This window comes from Blattabacterium cuenoti (genome assembly GCF_014251775.1).
GTDB classification, from domain to species: Bacteria; Bacteroidota; Bacteroidia; order Flavobacteriales; family Blattabacteriaceae; genus Blattabacterium; species Blattabacterium cuenoti_H.
Window position 1 is genome coordinate 381,609 of record NZ_CP059199.1, and the last position, 18,919, is coordinate 400,527.

Consider the following 18,919-nt stretch of genomic DNA (forward strand, 5'->3'; position numbering starts at 1 on the left):
ATAACTATTTTATAGTTCTTATTCTTAAAAGAATTTTTTCTTCATTTAAAAGAAATTTTTTTATAATTATAAAAAATATAATATTAATTAAATTAGATGTAAAATAGTACAAGGATAAAGCAGATGCATAACTATTAATAAATAATAACATAATAAAAGGCATTAAATATAACATAATATCAATATTAGAAAATATTGAATCTTCATTATTATTATAAATTCCTTTTTCACTATTACTACTTATTTTGGTATAAACTAATAATGCAATAGAATATAGCAATGTTAATAAACTAACATGATTTCCATAAAAAGGAATAGAAAAAGGTAATTCTAAAATAGAATCATATGATGTCAAATCATCTACCCATAAGAATGATTCCCCTCTTAAATTAATTAATGTAGGAAAAAATTTAAATAATGAATAAAAAATTGGAATTTGAAATAATGCAGATAAACAACCTGACATGGGGTTTATTCCAACTTTTTTGTATAATTCCATAATAGCTTGTTGTTTTCTTATGACATCTTTATCTTTAAATTGATTATTTAATTTTTCTATATCTGGACGAATTAATTTCATAATTGCATTTAACTTATATTGTTTATAAGTAATTGGATATAATAGTAATTTTACTACCATAGTCATTAAAATTACAATGATTCCATAACTAAAATTACTCTTTTCTAAAAATTGAAAAATTGTTAAAAAAAAATATTTATTAATATATTTTAATATCCCCCATCCAAATGGAATAATATCTTCAAAATTATTTTCATATTTTTTTAAAATATTAAAATTTAATGGACCAAAATAAAAATGAAAATAAAAATTAGATTCTTTATTTTTTTTTTTATTTAAAGGAGTACTTATATAAATTTTTTTTAAAATTTTTCCATCAAAATAATTTTTAGAATAAATAAATACATCTTTTAATATTTTATCTGAATAAATTATAGTGGAAAAAAACTGTTGTTTAGCGGCTATCCAATTTATATTGGAAATATTCTTTTCTACTATATTTTTTTCAGATAAATTTTTAACAAAATTATTATCATCTTTATAAGAAGACAAATAATATAATTTGGTATAAGAATTTTCCCAATTTCTATCTTTTTCTACAGAAAATAAATATTGTTGAAAATCTAAACTTGATAAATTATATGGAATATTATTCATTTTAATAGAAAAATCTACGCTATAATATCTACCTTTTTTTATTTTATATACATAATATAAATTTCCTTTTTTTATATTAGGAAATATGGCTTTCATAACTAAAATAATATAATCATCATTTTCTTTTCTAATAAAAGGTTTAAAAAATATTTTTTCTGTACTTAAAGTATTCTTACTATTTCTTGAATTAGAAAAAAATATTCTATGTAAAAAACTATTTTTTTTTACTAAAAAAAGATTTTTTACATGAGAATTAGCTACTTTATCATAAGATTTATATTTTTTAAGAAATACCTTATCTATTATTCCACCAATATTTGAAATTCTTAATTTTAAAACATCATTTTCTAGATTAGAATATCTCTCTTTTATATTTCTTTTTCTAATTAAAAAATTAGCTTTCTGATTAAAAAATTCATTTTCTTTTTTCTCTATAAAATTATTTTTATTCAAAAAAAATGTAAATACTATTAAAACAATAAGAATAAGAAAAAAACCTATTATAGAACTATAATCTAAATTTCTATTGTTATTCATAATAATAGAGAGAAATAATTCTTAAATATCATAAGATTTATATTTTTTAGAAAATAATACAAAAGAAATAAATAATGGATGGGGATTAATTACTGTACTTTTATATTCTGGATGATATTGCACCCCTATAAAAAATATATGATTTTTTAATTCTAAAGCTTCTACTAAATTAGTTTCTGGATTTATTCCTACTATTTTCATTCCTGCTCTAGAAAAAATATCTATATATTTATTATTAAATTCATATCTATGTCTATGTCTTTCAACAATATATTTCTTTTTATAAATAGAAAATAATTTAGAATCTTTTACTAGACTACATTTCCAATCTCCTAATCTCATTGTTCCACCTTTATATAAAATATTTTTTTGTTTATTCATTAAATCAATAACTGGATTAGGGGTTAAAGGATTTACTTCAGAACTATCAGCATCTTTTATTCCTAAAACATTTCTGGCAAATTCTATTACAGAAATTTGCATTCCTAGACAAATTCCAAGAAATGGTATTTTATTTTCTCTAGCATATTTTACAGCTAATATTTTTCCTTTTACTCCTCTTTTTCCAAAACCTGGAGCTATCAAAATTCCAGAAATATTTTTAAAAATTTTTTGAATATTTTCTTCTTTTATAATATTTTCAGAATAAATCCATTTTATTTGAACGTAAATATCATTTATTGTTCCTGCGTGAATTAATGATTCTCTTATGGATTTATAAGAATCATGTAAAGTAACATATTTTCCAACTAATGCTATTTTTACTTTATATTTTGGATTTTTATATTTTTTTATGAAAGATTTCCAATGTTCTAAATAAAAGTTTTTAGTTTTAGTTTTTATTGATTTTAAATTTAAAAAATTTAATACCATTTGATCAAAATTTTGCATATGCAATAAATAAGGAATTTCATATATAATTTTTGTATCAATTGATTCAATTACATTTACAGATTGTACATTACAAAATAATGCTATTTTTTTCTTAATATAATTAGATATATGACTACTAGTTCTACAAACAATTATATCTACTTGAATACCATTTTCCATTAAATTTCTTACCGAATGTTGAGTAGGCTTAGTTTTTATTTCTCCAGTAGCTGAAATAAATGGTAATAATGTTAAATGAATCATTAATCCATTAAATTTTTTTAATTCCCATTTTAATTGACGTACTGCTTCAATATAGGGTAAAACTTCTATATCCCCTATTGTTCCCCCTATTTCTACTATAATTATATCATAACCAAATTTTCCAATTTTTTTTATATGTTTTTTTATTTCATCAGTTATATGAGGGATAACTTGAACAGTTTTTCCTAAATAAATTCCTTTTCTTTCATTATCTATAACAGTTTTATAAATGAATCCTGATGTAATATTATTTTCTTTGGTGGTAGTTTGATTTAAAAATCTTTCATAATGACCTAAATCCATATCTGTTTCCAATCCATCTTTAGTTACAAAACATTCTCCATGCTCATATGGATTTAAAGTTCCCGAATCTATGTTTAAATAAGGATCTAATTTTAATAAAAAAATTTTATATCCTCTAGACTTCAATAACATTCCTAATGAAGCAGTTACTACTCCTTTTCCCAAGGACGAAGTTACTCCACCAGTAACAAAAACATATTTCGTTTTTACTATAGACATATAATTAAAATATGAATAACATAATTTTTTATATAAATTCGCAAAGAATTTAATGATTTTTTTTTATATTTGCCAAGTTCGGGTAAGTTCTATACAATCTGCTCCTTAATTTAAATCCCTAGGATGGGAACATAGCAAGGACAAAATGTAGTAGTAGCGATGTGATATAGTAAAGCTTGCCCGTTTTTTTTATTCCTTATATATTTTCTTATGGAAGATTTACTAAAATGCACTTTTTGTGGAAAAAAAAAAGAAGATTTAATTATTTTAATATCAGGTATTGATGCACATATTTGCAATTTTTGTGTAGAAAAAAGTTATTCTATTATTCACAATAATATGAGGTCTATTAAAGACAAATCTACTTTAAAAAAAATGAAAAATCCTAAAAAAATAAAATACTTCTTAGATCAAAATATTATGGGGCAAGAAAGAGCAAAAAAAATTATTTCTGTTTCTGTATATGATCATTATAAAAAAATTAATTTTATTAATGAGTCCAATAAAGATGATTTGATTTTAGAAAAATCTAATATATTATTAATTGGAGATACAGGAACTGGAAAAACTTTATTTGCAAAAAGTATTGCAACATTATTAAATGTTCCTTTTGCAATAGCTGATGCTACTGCTTTAACTGAAGCTGGTTATGTAGGTGAAGATGTAGAGTCTATTTTAACTAGATTATTACAATCTGCAAATTATGATGTAAATTCAACAGAAAATGGAGTTGTTTTTATAGATGAAATAGATAAAATAGCTAGAAAAAATGATAATCCATCTATAACCAGAGATGTATCTGGAGAAGGAGTACAACAAGCTTTATTAAAAATATTAGAGGGGACTATTGTATTTGTACCGCCTCAAGGTGGTAGAAAACATCCAGAACAAAAAATGATACCAATAAATACTGATAATATATTATTTATAGCTGGTGGGACTTTTAATGGAATTAAGACTATTATTCGAAATAGAATTAATCAAAATACAATAGGTTTTTTAAAAAAAGAAAAAATTAAAAAAAATGAAAATATTATAGATAATATTTCTCCATTAGATCTAATAAAATTCGGATTAATTCCTGAATTAATAGGAAGATTTTCTATTATAACTCATTTAAATCCTTTGGATAAAAATATATTAAAAAAAATTTTGATTAATCCTAAAAATTCTTTATTGAAACAATATAAACAATTATTCTATCTAGATAAAATAAAATTAGATATAACAAATGAAGCAATAGATATTATCGTAGAAAAAACTTTTAAACTAGGATTAGGAGCTAGAGGTTTACGTGTTTTTTTAGAAAAAATATTATTAGATTATAGATTTAATATAGAAGATACTCAAAATAATTTAAATATTACCAAAGATATAGTTATTAATAAGCTTTCTTCTTTTTAATTAAATTATATAATTTATCTATTAATTCTTTTATTCCTTCTTTTTTCAAAGAAGAAATAAAAATGATATCTTCATTTAATTTTGAAAATTTGTATGAAATATCTTTCTTTAGATTATCATTATCAATTAAATCTGATTTAGATATAGCTAATAAACGTTGCTTTTTTAATAAATTAGAGTTAAAATTGCCTAATTCATTTAATAACATTAAATATTGTTCTTTCTCATTTCTTTTTTCAGGAGAAATCAAAAATAATAAAACCGAATTCCTTTCTATATGTCTTAAAAAATTTATTCCTAAACCTCTACCTTTAGAAGAATTTTTTATAATTCCTGGAATATCTGCTATTGTAAAATTATCAAAATTCTTTTTAATCACTCCTAAAATAGGTCTTATATTAGTAAAAGAATAAGCACCTATTTTTGGTTTTGCATTTGTTATTACAGAAAGTAGGCTAGATTTTCCTACATTAGGAAGACCTATAATTCCTATATCAGCTAATATTTTTAACTCTAAAGTTATCCATTTTCCTTTTGTTTTTATTCCATTTTTAATTGAAGAACAGGCATGATTTTTTTTTTTATAAGAAAAAAAATTTATACCCTTTCCTCCTTGTCCACCTTTAAATAGCATTTTTTTAGTAGAAGATTTAATAAATTCGACAATTTTATTATTACTGGAATCTTTTACAATAGTACCTAATGGGACTTCTATTAAAAGATTTTTACCATTTGAACCATTTTTATTATTTTTTCCACCTGGTTTTCCCGATTGAGCAATCCAATGTTTATGATATCTTAAATGAAAAAAATTATTAATATTAGAATTTCCTTTTATAAATATATGTCCCCCGTTACCACCTGATCCTCTAGATGATTTTTTCTTCATAAAAAATTTATTTTTATAAAAACTTACATATCCAGAACCACCATCTCCACTTTTGCAAAAAATTTTTATAAAATCTATAAAATCATTTTTCATGATGTTTTTAATAAATTATTAATATTTTTTTCTATTAAAATAGATATTCTATTAATAGAAATAGTAGCATCTATTTTTACTAAAAATTTTTTCCATTTTTTATTTTTCCAAATTAATGAAGTTTCTTTTTCGTACTCATTAATTCTTTTTTTCACTATTAAAATATTAGTATCATCAATCCTATTACTTACTTTTCCTCTATTAATTAATCTATCGATAATTATTTTTTTTTTTATTAAAAATGAAAAAATTATATTTATTCTACCTAAAGATAAAATTTTTAAATTCTTTTCTAAAGAAAAAACTTGCTGAATCGTTCTAGGATAACCATCGTAAATTATTCCATTTTTTTTAAGATTTTTTTTTAATTCATTATTTAATATATTGGTAGTAATAGTATCAGGAACTAATTTTCCGCTTTTTATATAATAATTAACTAAATTTCCTAATTTAGTATTTTTTTTCATATGAGATCTAAATATCATACCAGTAGATAAATGAATAAATCCAAATTTTCTTACTATCATTTTAGCTTGAGTCCCTTTTCCACATCCAGGTGGTCCAAATAAAACAATATTTATCATGATTGATTATTAAAATTTTCAAAATCTAAAAGATTATTTATTGATGAAACTATATAATTAAATATAATGAATAGGATTATTTCCATAAATCATAGAAATTGATTCTGAAATTGATTCATTTAATGATGGATGTGGATGAATTGAATTTAATATTTCATAAGCAGTAGTTTCTAATTTTCTAGCTATCATTATCTCTGATATAATATTTATTACGTTTTCTCCTATTATATGACATCCTAACAATTCATCATATTTAGCATCAAAAATTATTTTGATAAATCCATTTGAATTTGTTCCGGTAATTATTTTACTATTAAGAGAATTAAATGAATATTTAGATATTTTAACTTTGTAACCATTTTTTATAGATTCTTCTTCAGTATAACCTATGGAGGCAATTTCAGGATATGAAAGAATACATTTTGGAATATTATTATAATCTATTTTTTGTGGATATAAACCTTTTATGTATTCAATGCAATTAATTGCTTCTCTCATAGCAACACTTGCTAAAGGTGGCGTATTAATTACATCTCCAATAGCATAATAACCAGGAATATTAGTTTGATAATTTTCATTTACAACTATATAACCATTATCAGTTTGAATTCCTATATCTTCTAATCCTAAAAATTTTGTATTTGGAATCATTTGATCTGAATATATCACCATATCTGATTCTAATTTTATAGGATTATTATTTTCTTTTACTTTAAGAATAACAAATGTTTTATTATTTGTTCTATTTATAGAAATAATAGATGAAGATACATATATATTTATTCCAATTTTTTTAAAATAATTATTAAGATAATTAGATATTTCATAATCTCCATTTGAAAAAATTTTTGGATTTGACTCTACAATAATTATTTTTATTCCCATAAAATGATAAAAACAAGCTAATTCTATTCCAATATAGTCTGAACCTATAATTATTATCTTTTTAAGATTTTTATTATATAAAGAAAATGCTTCTTTATATGTTATAATTCTTTTTCCATCATATAAATTTTTTTTTAAATTATGAGTTAATCCAGTAGAAATAACAATATTTTTAGCATAAAATTCCAAATTTTTATTATTATTTTGTATGACTTCAATAGTTTTTCTATTCTTTAATTTAGCTTTTCCGTATATAACATGTATTTTATTCTTTTTTATTAAAGAAAAAATATTATTCTTTATTTTTTTTATTATATTATTACTCTCTAATATTATTTTAGAATAATCAATATTAAAATTATCATAATTTATTCCAAATAAATTTGGATTTTTCTTAATTAACTGTAAAATTTTTATTTTATTTAAAATAAATTTGATAGGAACGCATCCATAATTATAAGAAATACCTCCAATAAAATTTTTTTCTATTATTGCAGTTTTCAATCCTAGTTGAGATGAACGTATAGATGCTACATAACCTCCTGGACCACTACCTAAAATAATTACATCAAAATGCATATGATTATCATATTAAATTATTTTTTTGAAATTAAAAATAAAAGAAAAAATTAAAAATTTTTAATTATATAATAATGAAAAATATATTTTTTTTGTTGAACTTAGTTAAGCAAATGTGAAATAAAAATATTTTAAATGAAATTCTTCTTAGACACTGCTAATTTAAAAGAAATTAAAGAAGCAATAGAAATTGGTTTATTAGATGGAATAACTACTAATCCATCTTTAATTGCTAAAGAATCTATTTTCAATCGAGAACAAATAGAAAATCATTATATATCTATATGTAAATTACTAAAAGAAAAAGAACAAAATATAAGTATTGAAGTTATTGGAAAAACATTTAATGATATTATAAAAGAAGGACAAAAACTATCTCTTTTACATCCAAAAATTATAGTAAAAATTCCTATGAATAAAGAAGGAATAAAGGCTCTTAATTTTTTTTATTCTCAAAAAATAAAAACTAATTGTACTCTAATATTTTCTGTAGGACAAGCGTTATTAGCTGCTAAATTAGGTGCTAATTATATATCTCCATTTATAGGGAGATTAGATGATATTTCTTATAATGGAATAGAATTAGTAAAAGAAATTAAAAATATTTATGAAAAATATAATTTCAATACTAAAATACTAGCTGCATCAATAAGAAACCCCATACATATTATAGAATGTGCAAAAATTGGTGTACATGCAATTACATCTCCTTTAAAAGTAATTTATTCATTATTAGATCATCCTTTAACAAAAATAGGATTAAAAAAATTTTTAAATGATTTTAATCAAAAATTTCTTTAGAATTTTAAATTCAATACTAATGTTAAATTAAATTTTTACTTTATTATCTAATAAATATTGAATTGCTATCGATGTAGGTTTAGGAAGATTTTCATAAAATTTAGATAATTCTATTTGTTCTTTATTTTCAAATATTTCTTCCAAAGAACCATTATCCCTATCTGTAAAATTAAAGTCTTCTAATTTTTTATACAAATCTGATTTTATTAAATTATCTATTTTTTGACTTATCTTATCTAAGATACAAATTGTACAAAATATATTTTTTCCAGTTAATTTTTCTAAATAAATTTTATCTATTATTTCAGTATTTAACGGTGCCTTACTAATATAATCTATATTTAGATCATTCATTTTCGATTAATTTTTTATATAAATATCTTAATTCCTTAGCATTAGCAGAATTAGGATAATTTTTTATATATTCTTTATAAAATTCAAAAAAATCTTTAACCTTATCAAGGTTATATTTAGATATACAAATTTTATATAAAATTTCTTCTTTAAAAATACTATGAGGAAAATAAATTAAAAAATTTTGAAAATAAATAACAGCTGATTCATAACGATGTAAAGAAAAATATAATTTAGATCTATTATATTCTTCATTTTCTAATTTATAATATAAATTATAAATCATTCTATTTACTTCTTGAAATTTACTACTATTTGGATAACTTTTCAAAAAAAAATTAAATTTTTTAATTGCTACTCTCATATAAATTAAATCTAAATCATTATTTAATAAATATAAATAGTAATTTAATACATTTCTAAATAATAATTTTTCGTTTTCTTTATTTACTTTATTTTTTTTATCTATTATATTATCAGTATTAGTATTAGAATGATTATTGATCCTTTTCAATTTTTTTTTATTCATTATTAAATAATAAATAATATAAAAAAATAATAAAAATATAAATAACAATAATATTATTAATTTTGAATTCATTATATTTATTTTTTAAAATTAGATTTTACTTCTTGGTCAAAAATATATAATCCAGTTTTAGAATCTCCTATTAATTTAATCTTATCTAAAAAACTTTTAATTAATATTTCTTCTTCCATTTGTTCTTTTATATACCACTGTAAAAAATCATATGTAAAAAAATCTTTTTCTTGTAAAGATAATTCAACAAGAAAATTAATATTTTTAGATATTATTCTTTCATGATAAAAAATTTCTTGAAAAATTTCTTCTAAAGAATTAGAATTATTATTATTGTTAATAACAATATTATTTATTGTAACTAAACATCCTCTTTTATTAAGATATTTCATTAATTTTAACATATGTTTTCTTTCTTCTTCTGAATGATCATATAAAAAACATGATATTCCTTCAAATCCATTTACTTCTGTCCATGAAGCCATATTCAAATATAATTGGGATGATTCTAATTCTTTATTTAATTGTTTAATTAATTCTATTCTTATTTTTTCTTTTAATTTAAACATTACTAAATAGCTTAATGATTATAATGCAAATTAATTTTTTTTAAATAATTTCGCATATTTTTTTCTAATGTACATGACCCTATTAATAAAGGTAATCTTACATAAGGATTACATATTCCTATTATATTTAATAAAGTTTTTATTCCAGTTGGATTTCCTTCTTTATAAATTAAGTCAATTATATCTATCAATTTATAAAAAATTGAAAAAGATTTATTTATTTTATTTTCTATAGCTAAATTAATCATTTCAGATATCTGTTTAGGGAAACCTTGAGCTATTACTGATATTACACTATCTCCTCCACCTAAAATAATAGGAACGGTTAAAAAATCGTCTCCAGATATGACACTAAAATTAGATATTTTATTTTTTAAAATTCTATAGGATTGCAATATATTTCCGGATGCTTCTTTTATACCTATTATATTTTTTCTAAAATCATTAGCCAAACGTAATACTGTTTCCGGTAAAATATTTGATCCAGTTCTTTTGGGGACATTATAAATAATTAATTTAATATTAGTATTTTCTACTATAGTTTTATAATGTTTATATATTCCATTTTGGGATGGATTATTATAATATGGAGATACTGATAAAACAGCATAAAAATCAGATAAATTTTTTATATTTATTACTTGTTCTATAACATTTCTTGTATTATTATCTCCAATTCCAATTATTAATGGTACTTTCTTAAAATTTGCGGATTTTATACATTCAACTATGTCTCTTTTTTCTTCTATTCTAAGAGTAGAAGTTTCAGCTGTAGTCCCTAATGTAACCAAATAATTAACATTATTTCTTATTACAAATTTTACCAAATTCTCCAATCCATTAAAATCAATACTTCCATTTTTTTTAAAGGGGGTTATTAAAGCTACACCAGTTCCATACAATTTTTCCATATAATTATCACTTAGCATTTCAATCTTAGCATTTCAATATAATCAACGGATGAAGATTCATATTAATTAAAAATATTTTTATTTTTGCTTTTCTATTTTAAAAAAAAACATAATAATATTTAATCCATATAATTTTTAATTATTATTTATTATATAATAAAATTCATTATGTTAATTATTTCTTCAATTTTTAGAACAAATTTAGAAAAAAATTACCATAAAATTAAAGAAAAAAAATAATATAAGTAATTCATTTTAATTAATAATTTATTAAGAAAATATGTAGATAAATAATTAGAAATTATAATTATTATATAAATTAAAATTTATAATTTTTCATTTTTTTAAGCATTTAAGTTATAAAGTTATTCATGAAAAATTTTTTTATTATTTCATCGTTATTAGATAATGATTTTTATAAGTTTACAATGCAAAATGCTATTATAAAACTTTTTCCATTAGTAAAAGCTAAATATGAATTTATTAATAGAGGAAAGTATTTTTTTCCAAAAAATTTTTCTAAAATTTTAGAAGAAAATTTAAATAATATGGCATATTTAAAGCTTTCAAATGATGAAAAAAAATATTTAGAAAAATATTGTCCTTATTTAGATAAATCTTATATAGATTTTTTAGATAAATATCAATTTAATCCTAAAGAAGTAAAAATTTTTCAAAAAGGAACCTCTATTAAAATGAACATAGAAGGACTATGGTATAGAACTATACTATGGGAAGTACCTTTAATGGCTATTATTTCTGAATTATATTATAAATTAACAGGAACAAAACCATTTTCTGATAAAAAAATACAGATTTTAACCAAAGAAAAAATAAAAAAATATAAAAAATTAAAGGTAAAAATTGGAGAATATGGAACTAGAAGAAGATATTCTTTTAATGTACATAAATTAGTATTAAATCTTTTAGTAGAAGAAGCAAAACCAATTTTTGTTGGTAGCAGCAATATTTATTTATCTAAATTTTTCTCCATAAAACCTATAGGGACTCAAGGACATGAATGGATTATGTTTCACGCTGCTAAATATGGATTTAATTTAGCTGATCAAATTGCCATGGAAAATTGGTTAAATATATATAATGATAAATTAGGAATAGCATTATCTGATACATATACTTCTAAAATTTTTTTTAAAAATTTTAATGAAAAGTTATCTAATATTTATTTAGGCATTAGGCATGATAGCGGTGATCCAATTTCTTTTATAAAAGAAACTATAAAACATTATAAAAAGTTTAAAATTAATCCTAATAAAAAAAAAATTATATTTTCAGATAATTTAAATCCATATAAAGTACAATATATATCAAAATTTTGTAAAAATAAAATAATACCTATTTTTGGAATAGGAACAAATTTTACGAATGATGTGGGGTTACCTTCTATGAAGATTGTAATAAAAATGACAAAAATATTTTTAAGAAAAAAATGGATATCAGTAGTAAAACTTTCTAATTCAAAAGAAAAATCTACTGGAGAAAAAAAAATGATTTTTATAGCAAAAAAAATGCTCAGTTTATTATAAAATAATTTTTACTATTAATATGAAAATAGAGTCCAAAAATATAGAAAAATCAAGTTATATTCAAAAAAAAAGTTTTTATATTAAAAATTATGGATGTCAAATGAATCTTTCTGATAGCGATATAATTACATCTATTTTATTAAAAAACGGATTTTACTTATCAAATAATATTAAAGATGCAAATATTATTTTATTTAATTCTTGTTCAATTAGAGAAAAACCAGAAATAATTTTAAAAAATCATATAGAAGAATTAAAATATTTAAAAAAAAATGGAGTTTTATTTGGAGTTTTAGGATGTTTTTCAAAAAAATTTAAAGATTCTTTATTAAAAAAATCTAAGATAGATTTTTTTATAAAACCTAATTCATATAAAATAATACCTAACATTATTATTTCTTTAAAAAAAGGGAAAAAAGATAAAATTCATTATAATAATTATCATCATCAAAATAACAGCAGCGAATCTTATGAAGATATTACACCGTATAGAATAAAAAATAAAAGTATAACTACATTTTTAAGTATAATAAGAGGATGTAATAATATGTGTACTTTTTGTATTGTTCCTTTTACAAGAGGTAGAGAGTTGAGTATTAATCCCGATTATATAATTAAAGAATGTTATAAATTATATAAAAAGGGATATAAAGAAGTAGTTTTACTAGGACAAAATGTAAATTCTTATAAATGGAACAATAATAATAAAGATCAAACAATAAATTTTGCTAATCTATTAAAAATTATAGCTGAAAATTTTCCTAAAATAAGAATTCGTTTTACTACATCTAATCCACATGATATGTCTGATGATGTTTTAATAACCATAAGTAAATATAATAATATATGTAAACATATTCATTTACCAGTTCAATCAGGTAGCAATAAAATTCTTAAATTGATGAATAGAAAATATTCACGTGAAAATTATCTATTTTTAATTAAAAAAATCAGAAATATCATTCCTAATTGTTCTATATCACATGATATAATGATAGGATTTTGCAATGAAAACGAAAAAGACCATTTAGATACCATAAGTTTAATGAATAAGGTTAAATATAATTATGGATATATGTTTTCTTATTCGCCTAGACCAGGTACTTATGCTGATAAAAAATTAATTGACAATGTTCCTAAATATATAAAAAAAAGAAGATTAAAAGAAATAATAACATTACAAAAAGAACATTCTTTATTTAGAATGAATGAATTTTTAGGAAAAAATCAAGAAATATTAATAGAAGGAGAATCTAAAAAAAATCACGAACATTGGTACGGAAGAAATTCACAAAATTTAGTGGTAGTTTTTCCAAAAAAAAAACATTTAAAAATAGGAGAATTGGTATTAGTCAATATAATAAAATATACATCAGCTACATTGATAGGACATATTATTTAAATAAAAAAAAATGGAATCTATTCAAAATATAAAACAAAAATTTGGAATTATTGGGCATGATTATGCCTTACATAGAGCATTAGAAAAATCTATTCAAGTAGCACCTACAGATATTTCTGTATTAGTTTTGGGAGAAAGTGGAGTTGGAAAAGAATTTATTCCAAAAATAATTCACCAATTTTCTTGTCGAAAACATAATTCTTATATTGCTATTAATTGTGGTGCAATTCCAGAAGGAACAATTGATAGCGAATTATTTGGTCATGAAAAAGGATCTTTTACTGGAGCCGTAAATACGCGAAAAGGTTATTTTGAAGTAGCTGATGGAGGTACTATATTTTTAGATGAAATTGGAGAATTGCCTTTAACTACACAAGTTCGTTTATTAAGAATTTTAGAATCTGGAGAATTTATTAAAGTAGGATCTTCCAAGATTCAGAAAACTAATATCCGTATTGTGGCAGCTACTAATATAAATATGTTAGAATCTATACAAAAAAGAAAATTTAGAGAAGATTTATATTATCGTCTAAATACAGTAGAAATAAAAATTCCTCCATTAAGAAAACGTAAAAATGACATAAAATTTCTATTCGAGAAATTTTCTTATTTCTTTTCTGATAAATATAATATGCCTCCAATTAAATTTACTGAAGACTCTTTAAAATATATTGAAGATTATAATTGGCCGGGAAATATTAGACAATTAAAAAATTTAATTGAACAGATTTCTATATTAGAAACTGAAAGATATATAAGTTTAGAAAAATTAAAAGAATATATTCCAAATAATGTTCCATCATTATCATTAAAAAATAATCATATTAATCAATCATTTTTTCATAATTTTTCTAGCAGAGAAATAGATTTTATCTATAAAATATTATTTGATATGAAAAAAAGTTACAATGATTTGAAAAATATAGTATATCAATTAATAAAAAATAATTCAAATAATAGATTTAATAGAGAAAACCAACATCTTATTTATCAAATTTTTGGAAGAAATATTATTGCTCAAACTCATTCAGATAAAAAAAGTAAAAATATCACTACTACTGAAAAAATTTTTCATCAAAATGATCATGGTATTGATCTAGAATATGAAGAAGTACAAAATAATTTATTAAAAAATAAAGATTATTTTGATTCATTTTCATTGCAAAAAAAAGAAATTGAATTTATAAAAAAAGCTTTAAAAAAAAATAATGGAAAAAGAAAAAAAGCTGCAGAAGAACTAGGAATTTCAGAAAGGACATTATACAGAAAAATAAAACAATATGGATTATAGATTTATAAATTTCAACCAACATATTTTTAAAATAAACGATTTATATCGATTATATATTATAAATTTTATTAGTTTTATTATTGTAATAATTTCTATTTTTTTTATATTAATAATCTTAATACAAAACCCGAAAAAGGAAAGTATTAATCAGTCTTTCATGGAAAAAAATTTTAGATTTTTTGGAATCAAAAGAACTAATACATTTTTAGATAACATAACATGGTTATTATCTATAACTATATTAGTTCTTATTTTAATTTTTAATTTTTTATTAAAAAAAATTAATTATTAAACATGTCATAATGACATCTGACATTTTATTATAATTAATAAAAATATAAATAATTTTCAATTTGGCATGTTTTTGGCTCTAATATTAAAAGAATCGTAAAAAATTATTGAAATTATGGTGGAAGTAAAAATTAAACCTTTATCCGATCGTGTTCTTGTGTTACCTGATCCGGCTGAAACTAAAACATCATCTGGAATAATAATACCAGATACAGCAAAAGAAAAACCACAAAAAGGAACAGTAATAGCAATAGGAAAAGGAAAAAAGAACGAACCTATGAATTTAAAAAAAGGTGATAGAGTTTTATATGGAAAATATTCTGGAACAGAATTAAAATGGGAAGGAGAAGAATATTTAATAATGCGTGAATCTGACATTATAGCTATTATATAAATGAAATGATATGATGTAATAAATTATTAATAATTTTATTACACAATAAATAATATTTAGATATTAATTTTAATTAAATTTAGATATTAAATTTTTTAGAAAAAATTAATAAAATTATGGCAAAAGATATTAAATTCGATATTGAAGCAAGAGATAAATTAAAAAAAGGAGTTGATGCACTAGCTAACGCGGTAAAGGTAACATTAGGACCAAAAGGTCGTAATGTTGTATTACAAAAATCATTTGGGGGACCTCAAGTAACTAAAGATGGAGTTACTGTAGCTAAAGAAATTGAGCTAGATGATTCTATAGAAAACTTAGGAGCTCAAATGGTAAAAGAAGTAGCTTCAAAAACTAATGATGTTGCTGGTGATGGAACCACTACCGCTACTGTATTAGCTCAAGCTATTGTTAGAGAAGGACTAAAAAATGTTGCTGCTGGTGCTAATCCAATGGATTTAAAAAGAGGAATAGATAAAGCTTTAGGTGGTGTAATTCGTGATTTACGAAAACAATCTAGAGAAGTAGGTGGTAATACAGAAAAAATTAAACAAGTTGCATCTATTTCTGCAAATAATGATGAAAAAACTGGAGCTTTAATAGCTGATGCTTTTGAAAGAGTTGGTAGAGAAGGAGTAATTACAGTAGAAGAAGCTAAAGGAACTGATACATCAGTTGATGTAGTAGAAGGAATGCAATTTGATAGAGGATATCAATCCCCTTATTTCGTAACAAATACGGAAAAAATGATAACAGAATTTGATCAACCTCAAATTTTATTATCAGATAAAAAAATAGCTGGTATGAAAGATTTACTACCTATATTAGAACCTGTTGCTCAATCAGGTAAGCCATTGCTTATTATTTCTGAAGAAGTTGAAGGTGAAGCATTGGCTACATTGGTAGTAAATAAAATAAGAGGTACACTAAAAGTAGCTGCTATTAAGGCTCCTGGATTTGGAGATAGAAGAAAAGCTATGTTAGAAGATATAGCAATTTTAACTGGAGGAACAGTAATTTCTGAAGAAACAGGAAGTAAATTAGAAGATGTCAAATTAGACATGTTAGGAAAAGCAGAAAGAGTAATTATAGATAAGGATAATACTACTATTGTTAATGGAGGTGGAAGAAAAAAAGAAATTAGATCACGTATAGATCAAATAAAAGCTCAAATCGAAACTACAACATCAGATTATGATAAAGAAAAATTACAAGAACGTCTTGCAAAATTAGCTGGTGGAGTAGCTGTTCTTTATGTAGGTGCTGCATCTGAAGTAGAAATGAAAGAGAAAAAAGATAGAGTTGATGATGCATTAAATGCTACTAGAGCTGCCGTTGAAGAAGGAATTGTTGCTGGAGGAGGTGTAGCTTTAGTTCGTGCAATAAAAGCTTTAAACAATATAAGAGGCGATAATTCAGATCAAGATACTGGAATACAAATAGTAAGAAGATCATTAGAAGAACCTTTACGTCAAATAGTTGCTAATGCAGGAGGAGAAGGTTCCGTTGTAGTAGCAAAAGTTGCAGAGGGTAAAGGAGATTATGGTTATGATGCTAAAAATGGAGAATATAAAAATATGATATCTGAAGGTATAATAGATCCAACAAAAGTAGCTAGAGTCGCATTAGAAAATGCTGCTTCAGTTTCAGGAATGTTATTAACTACAGAATGTGTTGTTACAGAAGTAAAAAAAGAAGAAGCTAATGCAGCACCTCCAATGCCAGGTGGTGCAGGTGGTGGAATGGGTGGAATGATGTAATATATATTCCAATAATTTTATTTACTTTATTATATTTTTTAAATAAAAATAGTGTCATTTTGGACACTATTTTTTTTATATTTTATATATATCACTTTTTTATTCCCATTTTCCTTGAATTTTCATTGTTTTTTCAATAACATCTCTAACACAACCGCGGCCACCTTTTTTTGAGGATATATACTTAGATATATCTTTCACTTCTTGTACTGCATCTATTGGTGAACATGGTAAGGCTACTTCCTTCATTATTTCAATATCAGGCATATCATCCCCCATATAAAGCACATTATTTTTGGAAATATTTATATTATTACAATATTTATCCAAATAATTTTTTTTGTTAATTACTCCCTGATAAATATGACGAATATTTAATTTTCTTAATCTTTTAAATACCATTAAATCTGATCCTCCAGTAATAACACATAAATTATATCCTTTATTATTAGCTATTTGAATAGCATAACCATCTTTAGCAAACATATGACGGACCATTTCTCCATTAGGAAATAAACTAAGCACACAATTTGTTAATACTCCATCCACATCAAATATAAAAGTATTAATATCTTTCATTAGATCTATATATTTTCTCCTCATAATAAATCTAATTATCCCATTATTTTAATCATTATTCATAAAAATAATAGTAATAATAATATGTTGTATTATATTATATTTTTAAATCTTTTTGATTATCTTTGATATCTTTTTGATGCTTTTTTAAATCTTTTTGATTATCTTTGATATCTTTTTGATGCTTTTTTAAATCTTTTTGATTATCTTTGATATCTTTTTGATGCTTTTTTAAATCTTTTTGATTATCTTTGATATCTTTTTGATGCTTTTTTAAATCTTTATAACTTCTTTTAAAATTCTTTTTATTTTTTTTAAAATCTTTTTGATGACGTTCTGATATAACTTCTTGTCCTTTTTCCTTTATAATAAACTTAACCATATCATCAAGTATATTTTTAAATTTTGAAAAATCTTCTTTATATAAATATATTTTATGTTTTTTATATGTTATTTCACCAACTTCAGAAAAATTTTTCTTACTTTCAGTAATTGTTAAATAATAATCACCAGCTCTTGTTTCTCTCGCATCAAAAAAATATGTTCTACTTCCTGTTTTTAAAGTTCTTGAACAAATCTCATTTCTTTCTTTGACTTTTTCGTCCATTCCAATATTTAATGTTGAATATATAAAACAAATCTAAATAAAAAAAAACTATTATAGTACTTTTT

The 18,919-nt window shown here is 21.9% G+C and carries 18 protein-coding genes and 1 pseudogene; 8 read left to right on the forward strand and 11 right to left on the reverse strand.

Annotation, left to right across the window (positions count from 1 at the left end; translation table 11 throughout):
* Positions 1 to 4: 4 nt before the first annotated feature.
* Positions 5 to 1,714 (reverse strand): YidC/Oxa1 family insertase periplasmic-domain containing protein, encoded by a 1,710-nt coding sequence (locus tag H0H58_RS01890; protein WP_185864877.1) that lies wholly within the window; start codon positions 1,712 to 1,714, stop codon positions 5 to 7.
* A 21-nt stretch (positions 1,715 to 1,735) separates the two neighbouring features.
* The gene (locus tag H0H58_RS01895) at positions 1,736 to 3,373 is read right to left on the reverse strand and encodes a CTP synthase (protein ID WP_185864878.1); all 1,638 of its coding nucleotides are present in this window, start codon (positions 3,371 to 3,373) and stop codon (positions 1,736 to 1,738) included.
* 210 nt (positions 3,374 to 3,583) lie between these two features.
* Between H0H58_RS01895 and clpX the strand changes: the two genes are divergently transcribed.
* The gene (gene clpX, locus H0H58_RS01900; protein ID WP_185864879.1) at positions 3,584 to 4,777 is read left to right on the forward strand and encodes an ATP-dependent Clp protease ATP-binding subunit ClpX; all 1,194 of its coding nucleotides are present in this window, start codon (positions 3,584 to 3,586) and stop codon (positions 4,775 to 4,777) included.
* On the opposite strand, the gene obgE is transcribed toward clpX, so the two are convergent.
* From obgE to lpdA, 3 genes are read right to left on the reverse strand one after another with little or no spacing between them, the layout of a single operon-like run.
* The gene (obgE, locus tag H0H58_RS01905; protein ID WP_185864880.1) at positions 4,755 to 5,759 is read right to left on the reverse strand and encodes a GTPase ObgE; all 1,005 of its coding nucleotides are present in this window, start codon (positions 5,757 to 5,759) and stop codon (positions 4,755 to 4,757) included. The two genes, clpX and obgE, sit on opposite strands and share 23 nt — an antisense overlap.
* Entirely contained in the window at positions 5,756 to 6,343 is a 588-nt protein-coding gene (locus H0H58_RS01910) for a nucleoside monophosphate kinase (RefSeq protein ID WP_185864881.1), read from the reverse strand. The genes obgE and H0H58_RS01910 overlap by 4 nt, the downstream gene beginning before the upstream one ends.
* A gap of 57 nt (positions 6,344 to 6,400) precedes the next feature.
* Positions 6,401 to 7,807: a dihydrolipoyl dehydrogenase gene (lpdA, locus tag H0H58_RS01915; RefSeq protein WP_185864882.1), complete on the reverse strand. Its 1,407-nt coding sequence runs from the start codon at positions 7,805 to 7,807 to the stop codon at positions 6,401 to 6,403.
* A gap of 135 nt (positions 7,808 to 7,942) precedes the next feature.
* Between lpdA and fsa the strand changes: the two genes are divergently transcribed.
* The gene (gene fsa, locus H0H58_RS01920) at positions 7,943 to 8,608 is read left to right on the forward strand and encodes a fructose-6-phosphate aldolase (protein ID WP_185864883.1); all 666 of its coding nucleotides are present in this window, start codon (positions 7,943 to 7,945) and stop codon (positions 8,606 to 8,608) included.
* Positions 8,609 to 8,635: 27 nt separating this feature from the next.
* Here the strand turns inward: fsa and H0H58_RS01925 are convergent, their stop codons facing one another.
* The 4 genes from H0H58_RS01925 to dapA all read right to left on the reverse strand — a co-directional run bounded on the left by H0H58_RS01925 (position 8,636) and on the right by dapA (position 10,983).
* Positions 8,636 to 8,962 (reverse strand): hypothetical protein, encoded by a 327-nt coding sequence (locus H0H58_RS01925; RefSeq protein WP_185864884.1) that lies wholly within the window; start codon positions 8,960 to 8,962, stop codon positions 8,636 to 8,638.
* A complete protein-coding gene (locus tag H0H58_RS01930; RefSeq protein ID WP_185864885.1) occupies positions 8,955 to 9,491 on the reverse strand; it encodes an outer membrane protein assembly factor BamD in 537 nt (178 codons plus the stop codon). Before H0H58_RS01930 ends, H0H58_RS01925 begins: the two co-directional genes overlap by 8 nt.
* Before the next feature lie 77 nt (positions 9,492 to 9,568).
* Positions 9,569 to 10,072, reverse strand: coding sequence for a ferritin (locus tag H0H58_RS01935; protein WP_185864886.1), 504 nt, complete (start codon positions 10,070 to 10,072; stop codon positions 9,569 to 9,571).
* Positions 10,073 to 10,083: 11 nt separating this feature from the next.
* On the reverse strand, positions 10,084 to 10,983 hold the full coding sequence (gene dapA, locus H0H58_RS01940) for a 4-hydroxy-tetrahydrodipicolinate synthase (protein ID WP_185864887.1): 900 nt from the start codon (positions 10,981 to 10,983) through the stop codon (positions 10,084 to 10,086).
* A gap of 371 nt (positions 10,984 to 11,354) precedes the next feature.
* On the opposite strand from dapA, the gene pncB reads away from it, so the two are divergent.
* The 6 genes from pncB to groL all read left to right on the forward strand — a co-directional run bounded on the left by pncB (position 11,355) and on the right by groL (position 17,668).
* Positions 11,355 to 12,530, forward strand: coding sequence for a nicotinate phosphoribosyltransferase (gene pncB / locus H0H58_RS01945; RefSeq protein WP_185864888.1), 1,176 nt, complete (start codon positions 11,355 to 11,357; stop codon positions 12,528 to 12,530).
* Between the two features lie 19 nt (positions 12,531 to 12,549).
* Positions 12,550 to 13,932, forward strand: coding sequence for a tRNA (N6-isopentenyl adenosine(37)-C2)-methylthiotransferase MiaB (miaB, locus tag H0H58_RS01950; RefSeq protein WP_185864889.1), 1,383 nt, complete (start codon positions 12,550 to 12,552; stop codon positions 13,930 to 13,932).
* A 10-nt stretch (positions 13,933 to 13,942) separates the two neighbouring features.
* Positions 13,943 to 15,223 (forward strand): sigma 54-interacting transcriptional regulator, encoded by a 1,281-nt coding sequence (locus H0H58_RS01955; RefSeq protein WP_185864890.1) that lies wholly within the window; start codon positions 13,943 to 13,945, stop codon positions 15,221 to 15,223.
* Entirely contained in the window at positions 15,213 to 15,515 is a 303-nt protein-coding gene (gene secG / locus H0H58_RS01960) for a preprotein translocase subunit SecG (protein WP_185864891.1), read from the forward strand. Before H0H58_RS01955 ends, secG begins: the two co-directional genes overlap by 11 nt.
* A 114-nt stretch (positions 15,516 to 15,629) precedes the next feature.
* Entirely contained in the window at positions 15,630 to 15,908 is a 279-nt protein-coding gene (locus H0H58_RS01965) for a co-chaperone GroES (protein ID WP_185864892.1), read from the forward strand.
* Between the two features lie 116 nt (positions 15,909 to 16,024).
* Entirely contained in the window at positions 16,025 to 17,668 is a 1,644-nt protein-coding gene (gene groL, locus H0H58_RS01970; RefSeq protein WP_185864893.1) for a chaperonin GroEL, read from the forward strand.
* Between the two features lie 99 nt (positions 17,669 to 17,767).
* Here groL and H0H58_RS01975 read toward each other — a convergent pair whose 3' ends face one another.
* Together H0H58_RS01975 and H0H58_RS01980 are read right to left on the reverse strand one after the other, a co-directional pair.
* Entirely contained in the window at positions 17,768 to 18,271 is a 504-nt protein-coding gene (locus tag H0H58_RS01975) for a KdsC family phosphatase (RefSeq protein ID WP_238785122.1), read from the reverse strand.
* A 226-nt stretch (positions 18,272 to 18,497) separates the two neighbouring features.
* Positions 18,498 to 18,854: pseudogene (locus H0H58_RS01980) on the reverse strand (DUF3276 family protein); the annotation flags it as partial.
* Between the last annotated feature and the right edge of the window lie 65 nt (positions 18,855 to 18,919).